The 21,040-nt window shown below is 70.0% G+C and carries 22 protein-coding genes; 7 read left to right on the top strand and 15 right to left on the bottom strand.

All coding sequences use genetic code 11. The features are described 5' to 3' along the window. Nucleotides 1-26: 26 nt before the first annotated feature. Genes ATK74_RS02225 through ATK74_RS02215 form a run of 3 tightly spaced genes read left to right on the top strand, consistent with a single transcriptional unit; the run spans nt 27 to nt 1,640 of the window. Nucleotides 27-284, top strand: a complete 258-nt coding sequence (locus ATK74_RS02225; RefSeq protein ID WP_098459515.1) for a DUF3039 domain-containing protein — start codon at nt 27-29, stop codon at nt 282-284. Between the two features lie 47 nt (nt 285-331). Further along, nucleotides 332-829, top strand: a complete 498-nt coding sequence (locus ATK74_RS02220; protein WP_098459514.1) for a SixA phosphatase family protein — start codon at nt 332-334, stop codon at nt 827-829. A gap of 1 nt (nt 830) precedes the next feature. Further along, nucleotides 831-1,640: a M15 family metallopeptidase gene (locus ATK74_RS02215; protein ID WP_098459513.1), complete on the top strand. Its 810-nt coding sequence runs from the start codon at nt 831-833 to the stop codon at nt 1,638-1,640. 12 nt (nt 1,641-1,652) lie between these two features. Here the strand turns inward: ATK74_RS02215 and ahcY are convergent, their stop codons facing one another. Continuing rightward, nucleotides 1,653-3,068 (bottom strand): adenosylhomocysteinase, encoded by a 1,416-nt coding sequence (ahcY, locus tag ATK74_RS02210; RefSeq protein WP_098459512.1) that lies wholly within the window; start codon nt 3,066-3,068, stop codon nt 1,653-1,655. A 125-nt stretch (nt 3,069-3,193) separates the two neighbouring features. On the opposite strand from ahcY, the gene ATK74_RS02205 reads away from it, so the two are divergent. Then, complete coding sequence (locus tag ATK74_RS02205) at nt 3,194-4,474, top strand: alpha/beta fold hydrolase (RefSeq protein ID WP_098461902.1); 1,281 nt, start codon at nt 3,194-3,196, stop codon at nt 4,472-4,474. Nucleotides 4,475-4,505: 31 nt separating this feature from the next. Here the strand turns inward: ATK74_RS02205 and ATK74_RS02200 are convergent, their stop codons facing one another. The 6 genes from ATK74_RS02200 to ATK74_RS02175 form a co-directional block, all read right to left on the bottom strand. Beyond that, on the bottom strand, nt 4,506-4,952 hold the full coding sequence (locus tag ATK74_RS02200) for a YdeI/OmpD-associated family protein (RefSeq protein WP_098459511.1): 447 nt from the start codon (nt 4,950-4,952) through the stop codon (nt 4,506-4,508). A gap of 69 nt (nt 4,953-5,021) precedes the next feature. Then, nucleotides 5,022-5,975, bottom strand: a complete 954-nt coding sequence (locus ATK74_RS02195; RefSeq protein WP_245840617.1) for a cation diffusion facilitator family transporter — start codon at nt 5,973-5,975, stop codon at nt 5,022-5,024. A gap of 57 nt (nt 5,976-6,032) precedes the next feature. Then, nucleotides 6,033-7,049, bottom strand: coding sequence for an SIS domain-containing protein (locus ATK74_RS02190; protein ID WP_098459510.1), 1,017 nt, complete (start codon nt 7,047-7,049; stop codon nt 6,033-6,035). 1 nt (nt 7,050) lies between these two features. Then, nucleotides 7,051-7,236, bottom strand: a complete 186-nt coding sequence (locus ATK74_RS02185) for a Trm112 family protein (protein ID WP_098459509.1) — start codon at nt 7,234-7,236, stop codon at nt 7,051-7,053. Further along, nucleotides 7,236-8,591, bottom strand: a complete 1,356-nt coding sequence (locus tag ATK74_RS02180) for a phosphohexomutase domain-containing protein (RefSeq protein ID WP_098459508.1) — start codon at nt 8,589-8,591, stop codon at nt 7,236-7,238. Before ATK74_RS02180 ends, ATK74_RS02185 begins: the two co-directional genes overlap by 1 nt. A 10-nt stretch (nt 8,592-8,601) precedes the next feature. Further along, nucleotides 8,602-8,961 carry a DUF3499 domain-containing protein gene (locus ATK74_RS02175; RefSeq protein ID WP_342745416.1) on the bottom strand — a complete coding sequence of 120 codons (360 nt, stop codon included), beginning with the start codon at nt 8,959-8,961 and terminating at the stop codon, nt 8,602-8,604. 99 nt (nt 8,962-9,060) lie between these two features. Between ATK74_RS02175 and ATK74_RS02170 the strand changes: the two genes are divergently transcribed. Further along, entirely contained in the window at nt 9,061-9,501 is a 441-nt protein-coding gene (locus ATK74_RS02170) for a metallopeptidase family protein (RefSeq protein ID WP_098459506.1), read from the top strand. Nucleotides 9,502-9,595: 94 nt separating this feature from the next. Here the strand turns inward: ATK74_RS02170 and ATK74_RS15260 are convergent, their stop codons facing one another. The 5 genes from ATK74_RS15260 to ATK74_RS02145 form a co-directional block, all read right to left on the bottom strand. Then, the gene (locus ATK74_RS15260; RefSeq protein WP_098459505.1) at nt 9,596-10,963 is read right to left on the bottom strand and encodes a DUF5719 family protein; all 1,368 of its coding nucleotides are present in this window, start codon (nt 10,961-10,963) and stop codon (nt 9,596-9,598) included. After that, nucleotides 10,960-13,896 carry a glycosyltransferase family 2 protein gene (locus ATK74_RS02160; RefSeq protein WP_098459504.1) on the bottom strand — a complete coding sequence of 979 codons (2,937 nt, stop codon included), beginning with the start codon at nt 13,894-13,896 and terminating at the stop codon, nt 10,960-10,962. The genes ATK74_RS15260 and ATK74_RS02160 overlap by 4 nt, the downstream gene beginning before the upstream one ends. Before the next feature lie 59 nt (nt 13,897-13,955). Continuing rightward, nucleotides 13,956-14,216 (bottom strand): WhiB family transcriptional regulator, encoded by a 261-nt coding sequence (locus ATK74_RS02155; RefSeq protein WP_098459503.1) that lies wholly within the window; start codon nt 14,214-14,216, stop codon nt 13,956-13,958. 180 nt (nt 14,217-14,396) lie between these two features. After that, nucleotides 14,397-15,014: a hypothetical protein gene (locus ATK74_RS02150; protein ID WP_098459502.1), complete on the bottom strand. Its 618-nt coding sequence runs from the start codon at nt 15,012-15,014 to the stop codon at nt 14,397-14,399. A gap of 22 nt (nt 15,015-15,036) precedes the next feature. Beyond that, nucleotides 15,037-16,113 carry a mannose-1-phosphate guanylyltransferase gene (locus tag ATK74_RS02145; protein WP_098459501.1) on the bottom strand — a complete coding sequence of 359 codons (1,077 nt, stop codon included), beginning with the start codon at nt 16,111-16,113 and terminating at the stop codon, nt 15,037-15,039. 59 nt (nt 16,114-16,172) lie between these two features. Here ATK74_RS02145 and ATK74_RS02140 point away from each other — a divergent pair, with 59 nt between their 5' ends. Continuing rightward, nucleotides 16,173-16,865 carry a TIGR03089 family protein gene (locus tag ATK74_RS02140; protein ID WP_098459500.1) on the top strand — a complete coding sequence of 231 codons (693 nt, stop codon included), beginning with the start codon at nt 16,173-16,175 and terminating at the stop codon, nt 16,863-16,865. 32 nt (nt 16,866-16,897) lie between these two features. After that, entirely contained in the window at nt 16,898-17,749 is an 852-nt protein-coding gene (locus ATK74_RS02135; RefSeq protein ID WP_169923692.1) for a serine hydrolase, read from the top strand. Between the two features lie 40 nt (nt 17,750-17,789). Here the strand turns inward: ATK74_RS02135 and ATK74_RS02130 are convergent, their stop codons facing one another. From ATK74_RS02130 to ATK74_RS02120, 3 genes are all read right to left on the bottom strand, one after another. Then, a complete protein-coding gene (locus ATK74_RS02130; RefSeq protein ID WP_098459498.1) occupies nt 17,790-19,283 on the bottom strand; it encodes an LCP family protein in 1,494 nt (497 codons plus the stop codon). Nucleotides 19,284-19,373: 90 nt separating this feature from the next. Next, entirely contained in the window at nt 19,374-19,877 is a 504-nt protein-coding gene (gene purE, locus ATK74_RS02125) for a 5-(carboxyamino)imidazole ribonucleotide mutase (protein ID WP_098459497.1), read from the bottom strand. Continuing rightward, a complete protein-coding gene (locus ATK74_RS02120; RefSeq protein ID WP_281255353.1) occupies nt 19,870-21,030 on the bottom strand; it encodes a 5-(carboxyamino)imidazole ribonucleotide synthase in 1,161 nt (386 codons plus the stop codon). The genes purE and ATK74_RS02120 overlap by 8 nt, the downstream gene beginning before the upstream one ends. Between the last annotated feature and the right edge of the window lie 10 nt (nt 21,031-21,040).

Below are 21,040 nucleotides of genomic sequence, written 5' to 3'. Positions count from 1 at the left end.
GCAGCATCCTTTGGAAAGAGGCCTCGATGACCAGTGAGAACCCGCAGACGACCACCATCGTCAAGGAGCACACCGAGTACCGCCTCGACGAGGGCGATCACGAGCGGTTCTCGCACTACGTCCCCAAGGCCAAGCTGACCGAGGCCATGGTGATGGGCACCCCGGTGATCGCGCTGTGCGGCAAGGTCTGGGTGCCCTCGCGCAACCCCGACCGCTTCCCGGTCTGCCCCGAGTGCAAGGAGATCTGGGCCTCGCTGCAGCCCGGCGGCGGCGCCGAGAGCTGACCCGTCGCGGCCACGGCGCGCACCGCGCCGGGATCTAGGATTGCGCCATGGCTTCGAAGACGCTGCTCGTGATGCGGCATGCCAAGTCGTCCTGGCAGACCACCGGTCCGGACTTCCGGCGTCCCCTGAACGAGCGCGGGGTGGCTGACGCCGCCGAAGCCGGACGGATCTTGGCTGGCTACCACCTCGACGTGGCCCTGGTGTCGGAGGCGGTCCGGGCCGAACGCACCTGGGCCGCGGCCGAGGCGGCCGGCGCCCGCTGCCCGGACGTCCGCTACACCGAGGCCGTCTACCACGCCTGGCCCAGCGAGTTGCTGGCGCTGGTCAACGACTTACCCGAGGACGCCCCCACGGCGCTGCTGATCGGCCATCAGCCCACCCTGGGCGAGCTGATTCTGAGCCTGGCCAAGCCCAATGAGCTCACCATCCAGGTCCGCGACAAGTTCCCGACCTGCGGGCTGGCCGTGCTCACCTACCGCGGCGCCTGGAAGACCCTGGACGAGGGCAAGGCTCAACTGAAGAGCTTCCAGATCCCGCGCGGCTGAGATGCGCTGGAAGGGGTTGGCCGCCGGGGCAGCAGTGCTGATCTGCCCCGTGCTGTGGTGGCAGAGCACGGCGTGGGCCGAGCGGGCCGACACCGCCCCCGCGCCAGTGGTGACCTCGGCCGGCGGACGAACCGGCGCCACTGCTGGCCCGTCCACTCCGGCCGCGGTGACTCCGCCTACTCCCTCTGGCCAGCCCACGAGCTCCACGGGGCCGGAGCGAGCCCCGGCCCCGCCGGCCAGGGACGTCCGCACCTCGAAGGCCCAGCCCTACCAGGTGGACGGCATCGCCGTGATCTCCAAGAAGTTCCGGGTGAACGCGAAGTACTCCCCCCGGCTGGTAGCCACCGCGGTGTCGTCCACCGGGGCCGGAAAGGTGAGGCTGCAGCCGTCGGCCTCCGCGGCTGTGAAGGCCATGTTCGGCGCAGCCAAGAAGGCCGGCTACCAGCTCACCGTCCGCTCGGCCTACCGCAGCTACGCCAGCCAGGCGGCCTGGTATCGCGGCGGCGACCACAACCTGGTGGCGCCACCGGGAGCCAGCGAGCATCAGTCCGGGCTGGCCGTCGACCTGGCCTGGCGAAAGGGCACGCACCTGGTCCGAGGCACCGAACTGGGCCGCTCCAAGGCAGGTGCCTGGCTGAAGCGGCACGCGGCCGAGTTCGGCTTCATCGTCCGCTATCCATCGGGCACTCAGCGGATCACCGGGATCAGCTTCGAGCCGTGGCACTTCCGTTATGTCGGAGTCGAGGCAGCCAAAGGCGTAGCCAAGACCAAGAGCAAGACCCTGGAGGAGTACCTGGGCCTGGCCGGCTGACCCGGCCCGACCTCAGTAGCGGTAGAGCTCGGTCTTGAACGGGCCCTCGACCTCGACCCCGAGGTAGGCGGCCTGTTCGGTGCTCAGCTCGGTGAGCTCGACGCCCAGGGCACCCAGGTGCAGCCGGGCCACGTACTCGTCCAGCTGCTTGGGCAGGGTGTAGACGCCGATCGGGTAGGCCTCGGTCTTGGTGAACAGCTCGATCTGAGCCAACACCTGATTGGCGAACGAGGTGCTCATCACGAAGCTCGGGTGCCCGGTGGCATTGCCGAGGTTCAGCAGCCGGCCCTCGCTGAGCACGATCACCGAGTGGCCGTCGGCGAAGTTCCAGCGGTCCACCTGCGGCTTGACCGGGGTCTTGGTGATCCCGGGCACCTGCTCCAGGCCGGCCATGTCGATCTCGTTGTCGAAGTGGCCGATGTTGCCCACGATGGCCAGGTGCTTCATCTGGCTCATCTGCGCCGCGGAGATCACCTTCAGGCAGCCGGTGGCGGTGATGAAGATGTCGGCGGTGCCCACCACGTCGTCCAGGCGAGCCACCTGGAAACCGTCCATGACGGCTTGCAGGGCGCAGATCGGGTCGACCTCGGTGACGATCACTCGGGCGCCCTGGCCGGCCAGCGACTGGGCACAGCCCTTGCCGACGTCGCCGTAGCCGCAGACCACGGCGGTCTTGCCGCCGATCAGCACGTCGGTGGCCCGGTTGATGCCGTCGATCAGCGAGTGCCGGATGCCGTAGCGGTTGTCGAACTTGGACTTGGTGACCGAGTCGTTGACGTTGATGGCGGCGAACAGCAGGCCGCCGCGCTTGGCCATGTCGTAGAGGCGGTGGACGCCGGTGGTGGTCTCCTCGGTGACGCCCAGGATGCTGCCGGCGATCGAGGGCCAGTCCAGGGTGGACGCCCGCAGGGTGTCGAGCAGGACCCGGTACTCCGCCGAATCGCTCTCGGCGGCCTCAGGGACGGCGCCGGCCTTGGCGAACTCGACGCCCAGGTGCACCAGCATGGTGGCGTCGCCGCCGTCGTCGAGGATCATGTTCGGACGCTGCTCGCCCCAGTCGAGGATGCGCTGAGTGCAGGCCCAGTAGTCCACCAGGCTCTCGCCCTTCCAGGCGAAGACCGGGACCCCGGCCGGGTTCTCCGGGGTGCCGTCCGGGCCCACCACGATGGCCGCGGCGGCCTCGTCCTGGGTGGAGAAGATGTTGCAGGAGGCCCAGCGGACCTGCGCGCCCAGCGCCACCAGGGTTTCGATCAGCACCGCGGTCTGCACAGTCATGTGCAGCGAGCCGGCGATCCGGGCTCCGGCCAGCGGCTTGCTGGCACCGAAGCGCTCGCGCAGCGCCATCAGGCCGGGCATCTCGTGTTCGGCCAGACGGATCTGCTCACGTCCGTAGGCGGCCAGGGTCAGGTCTGCAACTTGGAACTCCACGTCGGCAAAGCCTACGCGAGTCTGCCGTCGGCGGCCTGCTCACCGCCGTCAGCCGGGCGCGCTGATCGGGACCCGGCCTGTCCGCGACATCGAGTGCCGCAGGGTTTAGCCTGGTCAGCGTGTCAATCACCACCACCAAGCTGCTCGATCTCAGCCTGACCGAGATCACCCTCGACGCCCCGCTGGACCACCGCAATCCGGCCGCAGGGACCATCGAGATCTTCGCCCGCGTGATCACCGCCGAGGGTGGCCAGGACCTGCCCTACCTGGTCTTCCTGCAAGGCGGCCCCGGCCACGAAGCGCCTCGGCCGGCTCCGGCCGCTCCGGCCTGGCTGGAGCGGGCCCTGAAGGACTTCCAGGTCGTCATGCTCGACCAGCGCGGCACCGGCAACTCCAGCCCCATCAGCGGCCGGGTGGTTCGCGAGGGGAGCACAGTGAAGGCCGAGGTCCGCGCCCCGCTGGCCGGCCTGGACGCGTCCGCACAGGCCGAGTACCTCAGCCACTTCCGGGCCGACGAGATCGTCAACGACGCGGAGCTGATCCGCGAAGCCCTGGGCGCGCAGAAGTGGACGCTGCTGGGCCAGTCGTTCGGTGGCTTCACCAGCCTGCACTACCTGTCGGTGCATCCGGAGTCCCTGGCCGGGGCCATCATCACCGGTGGGCTCAGCGCCGTCCAGCACCCGATCGATGACGTGTACTCCACCACCTGGCAGACCATGATCGCCAAGTCCGAGGACTACTACCGGCGCTTCCCCGGCGACCGGGAGCGGATCGTCCAGCTGACCAGGCTCTGCGAGCAGGGCAAGATCAGCCTGCCCAACGGCGATGTGGTCTCGCCCGAGCGGTTCCGCACCCTGGGGCATCACCTCGGCGGTCAGCACGGAGCCCTCGAGTTGCACCGGCTCCTCTCGCTCCCCCACGACAGTGCCGGCTTCGCCCACGATCTGGCCGGCTCGCTGCCCTTCGAGGGCCGCAACCCGCTGTACGCCGTGCTGCACGAGTCCAGCTACGCCGACGGCGTGGTGACCAACTGGTCGGCCGAGCGGACCATGCCGGACCGGATCCGGGAGGATCCGACCCTGCTGGCCGGCGAGCACATTCACCGCTCGGTCTTCGCCGAGGACTTCGAGCTGACCCCGTTCGCCCCGGTGGCCGAGCTGCTGGCCCAGCACGAATGGAACCAGCTCTACTTCCCCGAGAAGTTGGCCCAGGCCGACGTCCCGGTGGCCGCCTCGGTCTACTACGGCGACGCCTACGTGCCGCTGGAGTACTCGATGGAGACCGCCGCACTGCTGCCCAACTGCCGGACCTGGGTGACCAGCCAGTACGAGCACAACGGCCTGCGGATGGGTACCGACGTCATCGATCACCTGATCGGCCTGCTCAAGGGCAGTCGCTGGCTATGAGCCCCCCGTCGAGCGGTTCGGCCGGCCGAGGCTAGCTGAGCCGCTCGATGGTCTTGGCGATCCGGTCGGCGCGGGTCTGCTCGCGCTTGGCCTCGGTGATCCAGCGGACGTGCTCCTTGCGATGTGACGGGGCCAGCTCGGCGAAGGTGCGGGCGGCGTCCGGTGCGGCAGCAAGCGCCGCGGCCAGGTCGTCGGGGACCTCGACGGTTCGCGGGCTGGCGTCCGCTGCGATCACCACCGCGACGGTGTCGCCGAGTTCGACGCCGGCTTCTGCGCGAGCGGCCTTGCTGAGCCCGATCAGGTTCTCCCCGCCCATCCGGGTCAGCCGCAAGGCAACCGATCGATCCCCGATCGTGACTCGCACGGGGAACGCCTTGGCTCCGTCGCCGAGCACGGCCACCTGCTCATCGGTGAGCACGAAGGCACCGGCCGGGCCGCGGGGCACCACGGTCAACTCCAGCTGCAACTCCTCTGCCATGGCCGCAGAGCCTACGCCGGCCACCCCGGCCAAGAACCGCCGGTGAGCAATAGCCCGCCGTCGCTGGGCTCAGGCGCTGACGCCCCGGTCGATGTCCGGCTCCAGATAGAGCGCCGTGACCTGCGGATCGGCGGCCCGAATCGCCACCTCGGCGGCGTCGATCACCTCGGCCACTCGGCGTGCCGAGGTGGTCGGCTCGACCGCGATCTTGGCCGCCACCAGGACCTCCTCGGGCCCCAAGTGCAGGGTGCGCAGGTGAATCACGCGTTCCACGCCCTCGGTGCCGGCCAGCGCGTCCACGATGGTGCGCACGGCCTCGGGACTGGCCGCCTCACCCAGCAGCAGGCTGCGGGTCTCCACGGCCAAGACGATGGCCACGACGATCAACAGGGCGCCGATCAGGCCGGTGCCGATGGCGTCCCAGATGCCGTCCCCGGTGAGCAGGGTCAGGCCGACCCCGAGCAGCGCGAAGACCAGTCCGATCAGCGCGGCCGAGTCCTCCAACAGCACCACCGGCAGCTGCGGCGACTTGGACGTCCGGATGAACCGGAACCAGCTCTGAGAGCCCTTCACCGGGCGCGACTCATGGACCGCGGTGCGCAGGCTGAAGCCCTCGGCCACGATCGCGAAGCCGAGGACGGCCAGCGGCACCCACCACCACGCACCCTCAAGCAGCTCATTGGGCTTGTGGTGGAGCACTTCCTGGTACTTCTCAAGGGCCTCGTAGATCGCGAACAACCCGCCCAGGCTGAACAGGATCACCGAGACCATGAAGGCGCTGATGAAGGGGGCCCGGCCGTAGCCGAACGGATGCTCGTCGGTGGCCTCGCGCTGCGCCGTACGTCCGCCGCGCAACAGCAGGACCTGGTTGGCGGTGTCGGCGACCGAATGCACGCCTTCGGCCAGCATGGAGGCGGCACCGGTCAGCGCCCATGCGCCGAACTTGGTGACCGCGATGAACAGGTTCGCGCCGAGGGCGGCGATCACCGCCCGGTTCCCGGAATGGCTACTCACGTCGGTCATCTTTGCAGACCTGGACGGCACCGGCTGCCGCACCCGAGGGCGCGGCGGAAGGCCGGATCACCGGGGCGCCGTCCCCAGCCCAATGCTCAGATAGGCCGCAGCGAAAAGCCCTTGCTGCAGCACGGTCGCGTACCGCTCGACGACGCTGCCCTCGGTGTGGCTGAGCCGGGAAATCTTGATGTCCTGGGCGTCCGCGATCCGGGTCAGCCGGTCGCGTTCCTCGGCAGCCAGTTCGTCGTCCCGGTCGTCGTCGATCAGCACCAGACCGGGACGGCACACCGACGCCACCTCGTCGAAGGGGTCGGCGAACGGATCTCGCGGAGGCGTGGTGGTGAGCAGCGGCTCCAGGGCGCTCGCGTCGGCAGCCAGCCCTATCCGTCCACTGGCGGCACGCAGGGCTTCGGCGATCCGTCGGCTGGCCCGGGCCGCCAGGACCGAGCCGCCCCACACCAGCGGCTGCGCCTCGGCCAGTTCCAAGGCCACCAGCTTTGCCGGGTTCTCGGTGGCGTCCAGCCGCGCCGCGCAGGTTTCGGCCACCCGGTCCATCGCGGCGGCAACGCCGTGCGGGTTGACGGTCGGCCCGAGACCGAGCCGGTTCAGCCCGGCCAGGGCCACCACGGCCGCGGCCAGCGGATCGCCGGTCGAGGTCGGCAGCAGGGTGGTCGCCTTCGATGCCGACTCCCGGGCCAGCGCCGACTCCGCGGGTGCAGCCACGAGCAGCTGACAGCCCCGTCGGACGGCCTCGAAGGCCGCAGCGAGGCTGGTCCGATCACCGCCGCCCAGCACCACCACGATGTCCAGCGGACCGACCCAGCCGGGCAGGCCGAGTCGGGGCCAGGCAACCAGCGGCACCGGACAGGTCGGTTCCAGGACGGAGCGGACCAACCGGGCCTCGGGGCCGAAGATGATCAGGGCGCGGGGACGATCGGCACCGTCCAGCGTGTTCAGCGGACCCTGGGCGGCAACGTCCTCACGACGGATCCGGGCCCCGGCCTCGGCCAGCGGACGCAATAGCCCATCGGCCGCGGCCAGCACGTCCGGGTCCTGCAGCCGGGAGTCGTCGAAGGTGAACATGTCAGCCGACAGTGGGCCGCCGGGCCTCATCCACCAGCAGGATCGGAATCCCGCCACGGATGGGGTAGGCCAGCCCACAGCCGGCCCCGGTGCAGACCAGTTCGGACGCCTCGTAGTCCAGGGCCAGCTTGGTGTGGCAGGACGGGCAGACCAGCAGCTCGAGAACCTCGGCGGGCAACTCGCTCATCAGGCTTCCTTTCGGATGATCCGCAATGCCTCATCGCGCAGCCGGTCGACCAGGTCCTGGTCGGGAGCCTCGACGTTCAGCCGCAGCAACGGTTCAGTATTGGACTCCCGGACGCTCAACCACCAGTCCGGCCCACTGGCCAGCAGGCCGTCGGTCCAGGAGATCTCGCCGCGTCCCTCGAATGCCTTCGCCACCTCGGCGGTGATCGCGGCCGGATCGGCCACCGAGGTGTTCAGCTCGCCGGAGGCCGCGTAGCTGGGCAGGGCGGCGGCCAGCTCGGACATCGTCTGAGTACCGTGCCCCAGCATGGCCAGCACGTGCAGGCCGGCCAGCATCCCGGTGTCGGCACCCCAGAACTCACGGAAGTAGTAGTGAGCGGAGTGTTCGCCGCCGAAGATGGCGTGATGCTCGGCCATCTTGGCCTTCATCCGGGTGTGGCCCACGGCACTGGTGACGATTCGCCCACCGGCAGCGGCCACCACTTCACTGACCGCCCGGGAGGTGATCGAGTTGATCACGATGGCTGCACCCGGCTCGCGGGCCAGCTCGGCCTTGGCGATCAGCGCGGTGATCACCGACGGCTGGACGACCTCGCCGCGCTCGTCGATGATGAAGCACCGGTCGGCGTCACCGTCGAAGACCAGCGCCAGATCAGCCCCGTGCTCGCGGACGGCGTTCTGCGCGTCCACCAGGTTGGCCGGCTCCAGCGGGTTCGGCGGGTGGTTCGGGAAGTCGCCGTCCAGGTCGGTGAACAGCTCGATCAACTCGACATTCAGCGGGCCCAGGACGGCCGGAGTCGTGTAGCCGGCCATGCCGTTACCAGCGTCGACCACCACCTTGAGGCGGCGCCAGCCGGTGGTGTCGATCAGCGAGTGCAGGTGCGCGGCATAGCCGCCGAGCAGGTCATCGGTGCGGTAGCTGCCCGGGACGGCCGTGCTGGCCGGAACCTCACCGAGCGAGTACTCCTTGATCTTGGCCATCAGATCCGGGGTGATCGGTGCCGCATCGGCCAGGCAGAACTTGACCCCGTTGTAGTCGGACGGGTTGTGCGAGGCGGTGAACTGGACCCCGGGCAGGTGCAGCGCCCCGGAGGCGTACCAGAGGCCGTCGGTGCTGGCCAGCCCGATGTCGGTGACACTGGCTCCGGCGGCCATGGCCCCCTCGGCGAAAGCCCGGCTGAGTTCCTTGCCGCCTCCGCGCATGTCGCGCGACATCACGAACTCGGCCCCGGCCAACTCGAAGGCGGCCACGAAGGCCGCTCCGATCTTCCGGGCACCCTCTACATCCCACTGCGGCTGTGCTCCGCGGACCACGCCGCGGATGTCATTGGCCTTGAAAACCCCTGAGTCGATCACGCTGTCGAGCTTATCGGCTGGGGCCGTCCGGTGGGTCGGCGAGCACGGCCAGGTGACCCTTGCGCCGGGTCACCGACAGCTCGGCCGGCGGCTCGGCGGTACCCAGGCCCACCTGGCGAATGGCGTCGGCCAGTGCGGTCAGATCTCCGCCGGCGGCGCGCGGGTCGGGCTGCCCGCTGGGGAGCCGGATCACCTCCCAGCCGCGCGGGGCGCTGAGTCGCCCGGCGTGCTCGTCGCACAGGTCGTAGCAGCCCGGCTCGGCGCGTAGCGCCAACGGGCCGAGCACCGCGGTGGAGTCGGCGTAGACATAGGTCAGCGTCGCCGCAGCCGGACGACCACAGCCGGCCCGGGAGCAGCGACGGGAGATCACCAGGTCACGCTACCGCCGACACCGCCGGGGGCGAGGGAGCCCGGCCCGGTGTCGGCTCGCCCAGTGTCGAAGCCCGCGGGGACGGCTAGGCTGGCGAACATGGGCCGGCGCGATCGACATGGACGTGGGCTGCGCGGCCCGTTGGCCCAGGCCAACCCCTTCACCGGAGCTCCGGTCCGGCTGCCGCAGCGGCGCACCGGCGCCGAACGGTTCGCCGACTACCTTCGCGACGCGATCGCCACGACCGCCCGAGTCTGCCCGCAGGCGCTGATCGGCGTCGAGATCGGCTTCGAGGACGTCCCCGCGGCCTCGCCGCAGTGGCGTCCCGATCGCGTCCCGCTGGCGGCCGCGATCCCCGGCCAGGCGGGTCGGCGCGCGCAAGTTGTGTTGTTCCGGCGGCCGCTGGAGCATCGTGCGGACAACTCTGGTGAGCTGCGCCGGCTGGTCCGCCGAGCACTGGTCGAGCAGCTCAGTGCGCTGACCGGGATCAGCCTGGAGGATCTCGACCCGGGCTACTCCGACGGGGACGACTGGGACTAGCCGGTCCGGTCCGACCTCGGTGGGAGCGCTGGGCGCCTTCGACGGGCTCAGGAACCGCCCCACGCGATCGAGGAGTTCGCCGCGGCGAGTGGGATCAGCTGCCCAGATGCGGGTCGTAGCCGACCTGGATCGGCTCGGTCCTGCCCTGCCCGGCCATCAGCACCACCACGGCCAGACCCTTCACCTTGCCGACGGTCTGCCGAACCACCACCGCGGCCCGCAGGGTGGTGGCCTGGGTCCGGATCCGGATCGAGGACGCCGACGACTTCGGGACGGCGAAAGTGACCGTGCTCTGAGCGGGGATCTTCACCGTGCTGTCCTGCCCGGTGCCGCCGGAACCCAGGGTGACGGTGGCCGTGACCGCCGCCGACTCCGGGTTGGTGAAGGTGACCACAGCGGTGGCCGACTTGGCCAGCGCCAGCGGCCAGATGCCGTCGTCCGGCAGCGCGTCCGCCGCGGCCGCCGACGCGGGATCGATCTCGTTCTCTGAACCACCGGAGTCAGCCAGCAGACCGGCGGTGATCGGCTGATCAGAGCTCAGGTGGACCCCGGCTGCTCCGCCGCCGAGCCCGGCGCTGAGCTCGACCGCCTTGGTGGTCCCGGCCAGCACCTCGACGTTGACCGCCCCGACCACATTGGTCGGACCGCTCGCGCTCAGCACATCCACCTTGACCACCGCGGTGCGGTCGCCCGGGTTGCCCAGCACCAGCGTGCGCCGGCCGGCGCCGTCCGGCACCCCCGGCACCACCAGGTCGGTGGCCGGTGCCGCCGAAGCGGGCAGCCAGTCCGCACCCAGTGGACGCGTCGCGCCCCAGCTGCGCTGGCGGAGGAAGGCGGCGATCCGGCCCTCCGAACTGGTCACTCGCACGGTGATCGGCTGGTCACCACGCTGGATCAATGCCAGCGAGACCTTCTTCTCCGCACCCGGGTCGACCACGACTCCGCGAGTTGCCGCCAGCTTCCCGGACGGGCCGTAGGCGGTCAGATCGACGACGGCGCGGGTGCCGTCCAGGTTCACCAGATCCACCTCGGATCCGGAGTTCGTGCCGACCAGGACGCCGGTGAACCAGTACTCCGGTTGCGGCAGCAGACAGCGGGCCATGGAGAGACCGCGATCGCTGCCGTCCGCCGCGGTCACGGTCGTGGTGGCGCCGAACGCTCCGGTCCGCTCCGCCGAGACCCGAACCGGTTCCTCTGAGTCGCTGAGCCGGACCAGCCCAGTTCCGGTCTTCGGATTCTGCGGAGCGGAGAGCTTGGCCAAGCGCAGGTCGGACTGGGTCGACGCCGCGATCACCGTGCGGGTGGCGGTCGCCGAGGCGAAGCCGGGGCAGACCAGCGTCGAGCGAGTGGCCACCGTGGGCACCTCGGTGAGCGGGAGCGCGGCCGGCGCGACCAGCGAGCCGGCGACGGTCAGGCCGACGACCACGGCGATCGAGCCCAACGACAGCAACCAGCGGTTCATCGGGCACCTCCGGCGAGTCGTTTCGGCCCGGTCTCATCGCGACGCTTCAGCGATGGAGCGGTGAACAGGACGAGCACGGCCAGGCCGGCCAGCTGCACCCAGGCCCACCAGTCCGATCCCGCCTCGAGCTCGACCGAGAGCGGGCCGGTCGCGTCGCCGAGCAGGAACTGGGTACCCGGGCCGTCACCGGCGAGCTGGTTGAGCGGACGACCGCCCACGCTGGCTCGCCACCGCGGATCGGCCGGCTCGGCCAGGCGAAGGATCCGCCCCGATCCGCCTGGCGCAATCTGGGCACCGGGTCCGGCGACCGTGCGCTGGTCACCGTCCACTACGACCAGCCGGGCCGAGTCGGGCACCGGCCACACGTAGAGGTCGGCGTTGCCCGAGCCCAGTTCGAGGCCGGGCACATTGTTGATCGCCATCCGTTGCGCCTGGTCGCCATCGGCCAGGGTGATGTTGGTCACCCCGAGGCTGACCAGGTCGGGAAGCAGCTGGTCGTCTCCGCTGTCGTCGAGCAGCCGTCCAGCCACCGAGGCGGCCAGTCGGTGAGCGGCCGGGTCACCGTCGAAGGCCAGCCCGCGCTCGACGCCACCGAGCCGGGCGAAGTCGCCTTCCAGCAGCGACCAGGTGGCACCGTGTTCACCAACGTGAAGGGCCAGCGTCCGTCCCGGGGTTGCCGAGAGCTGGTCGTTGCGGACGAAGGCGGGGACGTCACCGACCGGGCTGCGGCTCAGCTGGAGCTGCCCGGCCCAGACCCACCAGCCGGTTCCCAGCACCAGCACACCGACGCTGATCAGGGCCAGGGTCAGGCTGCCCAGATGGCGCAGGCCGAGATCGTTGCCGCGCAGGTCGGTGATCACGCCGTCCAAGCCGACCACGGCGCCCAGGACCAGCAGGGCACCGAGCAGCAACAGCCACTCCAGGCCTTGCGGACGGGCCCAGTCCCCACCCGGGATCTGGACGGCCAACCGGGTGACCCCGATCGCCGCCCCAGCCGCCAGCGCAGCGGCCAACAGCACCAGACCGGACGGGAGCGGTCGGCGCAGTGCTCCGACCAGGGCGGCCACCCAGCAGACCCCGAAGAAAGCGATCGCCAGCCACAGCGGGGCTCCGGCCTCAGGCAGCGCGGCACCGACCAGCAGCCGCCAGGGTTGCGGGGCGTCACCCGGAGCCAGCGCAGGCTCCACTCCGGTGAGCAACCGTCCCGGGTAGGCCAGCATGGCCGATCCCCAGGGGCCGACCAGCAGGAGCAGGGGCGCGGCCAGGACGAACAGCCACTGCAGCGCGGCGGCCAACCGGCGAGTGGCCAGGACGCTGACCAGGCCGACCAGCAGCGCACCGGCCCACCAGGCCGGCACCAGAGAACAGGCCAGCACCAACCAGAACGCGAACGCGCCCGCAGCTCGCCAGCTCCAGCGCGGTCCGGACAGCCAATGCCACCCGGCGTAGCCGAGGATGGGCAGCAGGACCGACAGCACCACGGTGCCGAAGGCGCCGACGTTCGCCGCACCGATCAGTGCGGGCACTAGGGCATAGCCCAGAGCACCGATGCCGGCCAGGCGCTGATCACCCAGCAGCGCGCGGAGCAGACGGAAGGCGACCAGCCAGGCCAGCGGCACACAGCCGACCATCACCACAGTGACCAGCCATTCCGGACGACCGGCGGTGAGCAGGGCGAAGATGCCGGTGAGGGCGGTCCAGGGTGCGCCGGCGGACTGGCCGGCGCCGGCCACCGGCCGCAGGTAGTCGGCCAGCAGATCGGTCCAGGAACTCGGAGCGGCCAGCAGTTGGGCGCCCACCAGCGAACCGTCGCCGAAGCTGCCCCGGACCGCCACCAGAGCGGCGATCACCAGCCCGAGCAGACCGGTGATGGCCAGCGGGATCCGATGGTCGGTCGGGCTGGTCTCGGCGAAGTCGTCGCCGGTCATCTCGTCGATGGTGGCCGCAGTGCCGCGGCCGGTGAAGGTGTGCAACCAGTCCAGGAACCGGGCGCTGCCGGCCTCGATCAGCCGGCGCACGCCGGCGCCGGGCCGCGGACGCAGCCGCCGGACCACGGCCCGGTAGCCGGCCTTGACCGGAAGCCGGTCACGTTGATCGCGCAGCGATCTGCGCAGCGGACGGTTGGTCAGCCAGCCGGCCAGCCCGCGCAGTTCGTCGCCGCTGCGCTGCGGATCCTTGCCCAGCAGGTAGCCCAGCGCCATGGCCAGGCTGACCAGCACCAGCCGGAGCCGGACCAGCCAGCGTCGTCCGCGCGGGGCATGGGCCGCCACCAGGGCCAACCCGGCGGCCCGCTCAACGGCCGGATCGTCCGGCTGTGAGCGGTCGACCAGCTGAACCTCGGGGTCGGCCAGCACCGGGTAGCCGGCCAGGTTGGCTCGCCAGCCGAAGTCGAGGCCCCAGTAGCTGCGCGGCAGTTCGGTGCTCAGCCCGCCCAGGAAGCGCCAGGCATCGCCCCGCACCAGCATTCCCGAGGCCGGGACGCCGAGCGCCGGGCCGGCATTGAGTTGCCCCTGATAGAGCTCCCCCGGTTCGGTCAGCGGACGGAGGATGCCGTTGGCGGAGATTGTCTGCGCCCAGTCGCGCACCATGGTGCCGGCGCCGCGGCGCCGCGGCTCGATCAGCAGCCCGCCGACCACCGCCGCCGACGGTTGGGCCATCACTCGCCGCAGTAGAGCAGCCAGCGCACCGCGGGTTGGAGTTGCGTCGTCCGGGACCACCCAGATCCAGTCGCCGGCAACGTCTCCAGGGAGCTCGTCAACGATCTGATCGACCTCGACCTCCTGGCTGCGGATCGCGGCCAGACAGGAAGCTCGGTCGCCGCCCACGTCCAAGACGCCGACGGTTACCCGAAATGCCGAGAAGTCAGGGGCGTCGTTCTGCTCAACCTCGTAGAGCCACGACCAAGGGTCCTGACCCGACTCCGTATCGCTCACCAGCCATCCTTCGCTACCGTCCGCAACCGGAGGCCAAGCCTACCGGTGGCCGAAACGGCTCAGATGGCGCGCTTCTTGAGGCGACGGCGCTCGCGTTCACTCAGGCCGCCCCAGATGCCGAACCGCTCATCCTTGGCCAGGGCGTACTCCAGACACTCCGCCCGAACTTCACAGGAGAGGCAGACCTTCTTCGCCTCGCGGGTGGAACCACCCTTTTCAGGGAAGAACGCCTCTGGATCGGTCTGCGCACATAGCGACCGGTCCTGCCAGCTGAGGACGCCTTCGCTGTCCGGCTCAACAGCCAGGATCAGCTCTTGCATGTGATTCTCCTCGACCCTGGGTTCACTTTGGGGGTGTGAACTACTTGAATGGAATTACACGCCTGTCATTACTCAGAAGTCAACCCCGTATGCGTTACCCTTTGCGATCCCCGGTCGAGGTCACCCACTCGGGGGACCTGAGCGGACGCCGCCGCCCGGCACCGCATCGGACGCGCTGAACTACTCGGCGCTGACCGGCGGATCGGGCTTGAGCTGCGGCTTTCCGGGCTGTCCGGACGCGGCCTCGGCGGCACTCCCCCAGGCGGTCCCGACCGCCTCCTCGCGACGCCAGGTGGTCGGCGCCGACGGGGTCGCCGGGTCCGACTGATCCTCGCCGGCCACCAGTTCAGCAGCCGGCTCGATCCGTCCGGCGCTCACCCCGCGGGCCAGCAGCCACAGCGCCCCGGCGGCCAGTGCCTTCAGCACCAGGTCGAGCAGGCCGCCGATCAGATCCATGGCGATGTCCAGCGTGCCGGTCCCGGCGAACAGGCCCAGCAGGTTGGCCACCAAGGTGAGCAGCACCCCCAGGCTGACCACCCCGGCAGCGACTCGAGTGACCAGCAGCGCATCGCGGGTGGCCGGAGCCGCGAACAGACAGGTGCAGACCAGGCCGACCAGCGCGAAGACCACGGTGAGGTTCATCAGATTGCCACCGAGGGACTGCAAGGTACCCAGCAGTGGTGCTCCAGAGGCCACCTGCAGCCAGATCTGGACCACCCCCAGCACCAGGCCGCCCAGCAGCACGGCCGTCACCGCCCAGGTGAAGGGTTCCCGGAATCGCTTGATGTTCTCGATCATGCTGTTGTGGACTGACGGCGAATCAGGTGTACTGCTCGCCGGCCAGGCCGTTCACCTCCGCAACGAGTTCCTTGATGCGCTCGGCGTACTCCCGACTGGCCACCAGGGTGGCGGTGTCGGTTCGTACCACCACCAGGTCGTCGACGCCGAGCAGGCCGACCACCGTCTGGTCCTGGCTGTTCACCACGATATTGCCGGACGCGGCCAGGGCGACTCCCAGCCCGGTGATCACGTTGCCCCGATCGTCGGCCGGGAACAACTCGGCCAGCGAGGCGAAGCCACCGACGTCGCGCCAGCGCACCGGCAGCGAGACGGCGACCACCTGTGCCGAGCCCTTGCCGGCCGAGACCGGCTCCATGACCGCGTAGTCGACCGAGGTCTTGAACAGGTGCGGGAAGATCTCGTCCAGCCGCTCGGGGTGCTCGGCGAGTTCGAGCACCGAGTCATAGGTATCGGGCAACAGCAGGCGCAGTTGCTCGAGCAGGGTCTGGGCGCGCCAGACGAACATCCCGGCGTTCCACCAGTACTCCCCCGAAGCCAGGTAGGCCTCGGCCGTGGCCAACGCCGGCTTCTCGGCGAACTCCACGACCTCATGGACGCCGCTGAACCCGGCCAGCTCCGCACCGCGATGCAGGTAGCCGTAGCCGGTGTGCGCCGAGGTGGGCACCACACCCAGCGTGACCAGCGCGGACGGCACCGTCTCGGCCACCTCGAAGGCGGTCTCCAGCTGAGCGGCGAAGACCTCCAGCGGTTCGATCAGCTGATCGGCGGTCACCTGGGCGATCACCGCGTCCGGATCGATCCGGTGCAGCACGGCGGCCGGCCAGGCCACGGCGTTCAGCGAGTCTCGCCCGATCGGTTCGCCCAGGATGTTGGCCGCCGCCAGTTCCGGCAGCTGGGCCGCGACCTCGTCGGCATAGCCGGCCCCGGTTACCACCAGGATCCGCTCGGCCGGCACCGAGGCCAGCGATCGTTCGAATGCCAGACGGAGCAGGCTCTTGCCGTCGAAGAGGGTGAGCAGCTGCTTGGGCGTCCCCTTGCGGGACAGCGGCCACAGCCGCGTGCCGGAGCCCCCGGCCATGATCACTACGTAGCGCACGAACCGAGCCTATGGCACCGCCAGACCCGGCTCGTCCCCGGGGCACCTAGAATTCGACCATGCCGAGTCCCGTGATCAAGACCCTCAGCCAGGCCGTGGTCACGCGCGGCAGCGAGCCGCTGCTCACCTGGTACGACCCGCTGACGTCGGCGCGCACCGAGCTGAGCGTGCGGACCTTCGCGAACTGGGTAGACAAGACCGCCAACCTGCTGCGCGAGCTGGATGCCGCCGACTCGGTGGTGGCCGGAGCGGTGAACGTCAGCCATCCCGGGCATTGGATGAGCCTGATCTGGCCGCTGGCCGCCTGGCAGGCCGGCTGCCGCTACACGACGATGCCCTCCGGTGCCGCGGAAGTGATGGTGACCGGGCCCACCCGTCCCCAGCCGTTCCCGGTGCTGACCACGATCGCCTGCTCGCTGCATCCGCTGGGGCTGGGTCTGACCGATCTGCCCGAGGGAGTCATGGACTTCACCTCCGAGGCGCTGGCCCAGCCCGATCAGCACCTGGCCAACCGAGTCGATCCGGACGCCATCGCCTGGGTCGATGCCGAGCGGGAGGTCCGGCATCGCGAGCTTCTCGCCGATCCGATCGGCGAGCGCATCCTGGTGGTGGCCGGCAAACCCTGGCAGACCCTGCGGCAGGCGGTGCTGCGTCCACTGGCCGGCGGTGGTTCGGCGGTCATCGTGGACGGCCCCGCGGACCGACAGCTGCTGGACCGGATCGCCGCCAACGAGCACGCCACGATGGCATGATGAGCAGGCTTTGGAGTAGACAGGAACCCCGGATGACCCGTCCCACCGGCCGCAGGATGATCCTGCTCGGCCTGATCACCGCACTGGCGACCACCTTGGGGGCCTGCACGGCCCCGGTCCGGATCCCCGAGCCGAGCCCCTCACCGACCGGGACGATCCCCGCGCAGCTCGATCAGGCGCTGAAGACCATCTCCGGCGGCAGCGACAAGTTCGGGGTGTACCTGGAGGATCTGAAGTCCCACACCACCTACAGCTACCGGGGCGACTACTCCAGCCAGAGCGCGTCGATGGCCAAGCCCATGATCGTGGCCATGGCGCTGCGCAAGGCCGGCGGGGTGGCCCAGCTCAGCCCCGAGAACCAGGAGAACGCCCGCAAGGCGATCACCCACTCCGACAATGACGCGGCGCAGGCCCTGTGGGACTACGCCGGCGGCGGACCGGCCTACACCGCACTTGCCGCCGACCTGGGCATGACCAACACCCACCTGGATCAGGCCAAGCCGACCCAGTGGAGCTGGACCTGGACCACCCCGGCAGATCAGATGAAGCTGCTGGACGTCCTGGCCGGCGGGACCTCGTCCGCGCTGACCGCCGAGGAGGCGAAGTTCATCTACGACCTGATGGGTCAGGTCGAGGACGACCAGACCTGGGGGGTCGGTCAGCCGAAGTCGGGGACGGTCAGCGTCCACCTGAAGAACGGCTGGGTGCAGTTCAAGTCCAGCGATGGGCTGTGGGCGGTCAACTCGATCGGCACGGTCTCCGGTGACGGCCGCGACTACCGACTGGCCGTGATGACCCGGGACACCGACTTCGACACCGGTCGGGAACTGACCAGCATGGTCGGCAAGTGGGTCTTCGCCATCGAGGGCAGCGCCACCAAGTAGAACTCCGCGGCCCGATCAGAACCCCGAGCGGGCCGGCGACTCAGGCCTTACAGATCGCGTCCAGATTGTCGGTCTTGTTGGTCTTGCTGGTCTTGATGGGCTTGGTCGGCTTCGGGCTCGGCACACCGCCGGCCGAGGTCGGTGCCGAGTTCGGCGAGGCCGTCTGTGGCGGAGCCGTCGCCTTGATGTCGGCCTGCTCGCTGGCGGCGATGGTGTCGGCCACCGTTTGCTTGATCAGGGCGAAGTCCGGATCCCAGGTGACGATCATCGGCGGCGCGAAGCTCACCGACGCCATCGGCAGCGACTTGGCCTTGGCGGCCAGTTCGAGCATGGTGCCCACCTCGCTGGTGGGCAGGTTGGTGGCGACGATCTGGCCACCGGCTTCGGCGATCTCGCTGAACCTGGTGAACACCGTGGTCGGGTTCAGCTGCTTGAGCATGGCGTTCATCACGCACTTCTGCCGGATCATCCGGGCGTAGTCGGTGGACCCTTCCCGGGAGCGGGCGAACCACAGGGCGTGCCGGCCGTCCATGTGCTGGCCCTTGCCGGGCTCGATCCACTCCTTGATGCCGCCCTTGGTCTCCTTGCTGCCCATCGGCACCCGCACGCCGACGTCGAGAGTGATCCCGCCCACGGCGTCGATCAGCTTCTGGAAGCCGGCCAGGTCGACCATGGCCCAGTAGTTGATCTTCAGCCCCAGGGTCTCCTCGATGGCGCTCTGGGTGGCCGTGACGCCCGGATTCTTGTCTCCGGGGAACAGGCTCTTGTGGGTCATGGCCAAGGTGTAGATGCCGTTGAGCATGCAGGCGTTGGCCAGGTTCTTGACGTGGCAGTAGTAGCCATTGGGGTACAGCTTGTGCAGCGGCGAGTCGGCCGGGAACGGCACCTTCTGCAGGTTGCGGGGCAGGCTGAACAGCACCGTCCGCCCGGTCTCGGCGTCGATGCTGGCCACCGTCATCGAGTCCGGACGCAGTCCCTCACGACCCTTCCCGGCATCCCCACCGAGCAGCAGGACGTTGATCCGGCCGGCGTTGGCCTTGTTCGATCCGCCGCCGATCAGGACCGAGTCCGACAAGCCGGCCAGCGAGCCGACGCTGCGGGAGATGGCCACCGCGGCCGTCCCGCCACCTGCGGCCAGCGCGACGGCCAGGGTGCCCGAGATCAGCTTGCCGGCCACCGACATCACTCGCGGGTTGGCCAGCCGCCACGCGTCGACCAGCAGCGCCACCCAGACCAGCGCCCAGGCCAGCACCCCCCACTGGATGATCCGCAACGGAATCGAACCCAGCAGGAAGCCCAGCAACAGATTGCGCAGCGGAGCGATCAGTGCGGCCAGCAGCCCGACCACGACCAGCACGGCCACGACGATCAGCAGGAAGCGCAGCACGGCCCGACCGAGCCTGCGGTTGCCCGCCACGACCTGGGCCGAACCCGGCAGCAGGGCACTGAACAGGGTGAGCACCACGCCGCGGCGTAGCGCAATGCCCTGGCTGCGCACCGTGGGTGATGGCAGCGCGCTGGCGTTCTCCGACATCGGCCTCCTAGCTCGGGGGAGCTTGTCCAGTATTGCCCGGCGACCGAAGCCGCCGAAGTCAGCCGCGCCGGTGGCGTCCCGGCCGGACGGTCAGCCGCGCTGCTGGCCGCGGACGGATGCGCCCTTGGCCCGGGCGCTGGCTCGCAGCTCGTCCTGGAACTCCAGCATGGCTGCGGTGAGGTCCGGATCGCCGGCCGCAAGGATCCGGACGGCGAGCAGTCCGGCATTGCGGGCATTGCCGATGGCCACGGTGGCCACCGGCACACCCGAGGGCATCTGGACGATCGACAGCAGCGAGTCCATTCCGTCCAGGTGCTTCAGCGGGACCGGCACTCCGATCACCGGCAGCGGAGTCAGGGCGGCCAGCATTCCGGGCAGGTGGGCCGCCCCGCCGGCACCGGCGATGATGACCTTCAGGCCACGGGTGTGCGCCTGGCGTCCATAGGCGACCATGTCCTCGGGCATCCGATGCGCGGAGACCACGTCGGCCTCGTAGCTCACCCCGAACTCAGCGCAGGCGTCGGCTGCCGCCGACATCACCGGCCAGTCCGAATCCGAGCCCATCACGATCCCGACCAGTGGCTGTTCACTCATCGCCTGCTCCCATCAGGTAGTTGGCGGCCCGCCAGGCCCTCTCCATGGTGGCATCGACGTCCTCGCCGACCGCGGTGACGTGGCCGACCTTGCGACCGGGGACGACCTGCTTGCCGTACAGCTGCACCCGCAGGCCCGGATCGTCGGCCAGGACCTTGCCCAGGCCGGCGACCAGATCCGGACGGCTGCCGCCGAGCACGTTGACCATCACCGCGACCGGGGCCGTCATGGCCGTCGAGCCCAGCGGCAAATCGGCCACCGCACGCAGGTGGTTCTCGAACTGGCTGGTCCGAGCCCCGTCGATGGTCCAGTGACCGGTGTTGTGTGGACGCATGGCCAACTCGTTGACCACGATCCGTCCATCGCGGGCCTGCATCAGCTCCACGGCCAGCACGCCGACCACGCCGAGCGCCTCGGCGATCCGCAGCGCCATGGCCTTCAGGTCACGCTCCTGATCGGCTCGCAGCCCGGGCGCCGGGGTGACGGTGGCCGTGCAGATCCCGTCGGTCTGGACGGTCTCGCTGACCGGGTAGGCGACCGCCTGGCCGCCGGCCCGCCGGACCACCAGCACACTCAGTTCGCGGGCGAAGTCGACGAACTCCTCGGCGATCACCACCGCGTCCCGGCGCAGCCCCTGCAGGCCGTCGAAGGGCACGGCGGCATCGGCCGCGGAGTCCAGCTTCCAGACGCCCTTGCCGTCGTAGCCACCGCGGGAGGTCTTGGCGATCACCGGCCAGCCCTGCTGGTCACCGAAGGCCACCAACTCCGCGGCATCGGCGACCACGCGGTAGGCCGGGCAGGGCACCCCGAGCGCGGTCAGCCGGGAGCGCATCACGGCCTTGTCCTGGGCGTGCACCAGCGCGTCCGGACCGGGGCGGACGGCCACGCCGGCCCGCTCGAGGTCGTGCAGGATCGCAGTCGGCACATGCTCATGGTCGAAGGTGACCGCATCGCAGCCGGCGGCGAAGGTCGCCACCGTCGCCGGGTCGGTGTAGTCACCGACCGACACCTCCCGCACCACTTGGGCGGCGGACACGTCCGGGCCTTCGGCGAGCAGCCGCAGCCGCAGGCCCAGGCCGATCGAGGCGGCGTGCATCATGCGAGCCAATTGCCCTCCGCCGATCACCCCGATCGTCGCAGCAGTTTCACTCACCCGGCAGAGC

Source organism: Propionicimonas paludicola (assembly GCF_002563675.1).
GTDB classification, from domain to species: domain Bacteria; phylum Actinomycetota; class Actinomycetes; order Propionibacteriales; family Propionibacteriaceae; genus Propionicimonas; species Propionicimonas paludicola.
Note: the sequence above shows the minus strand (reverse complement) of the source record. Positions and strands in the feature narration are given on the sequence as shown.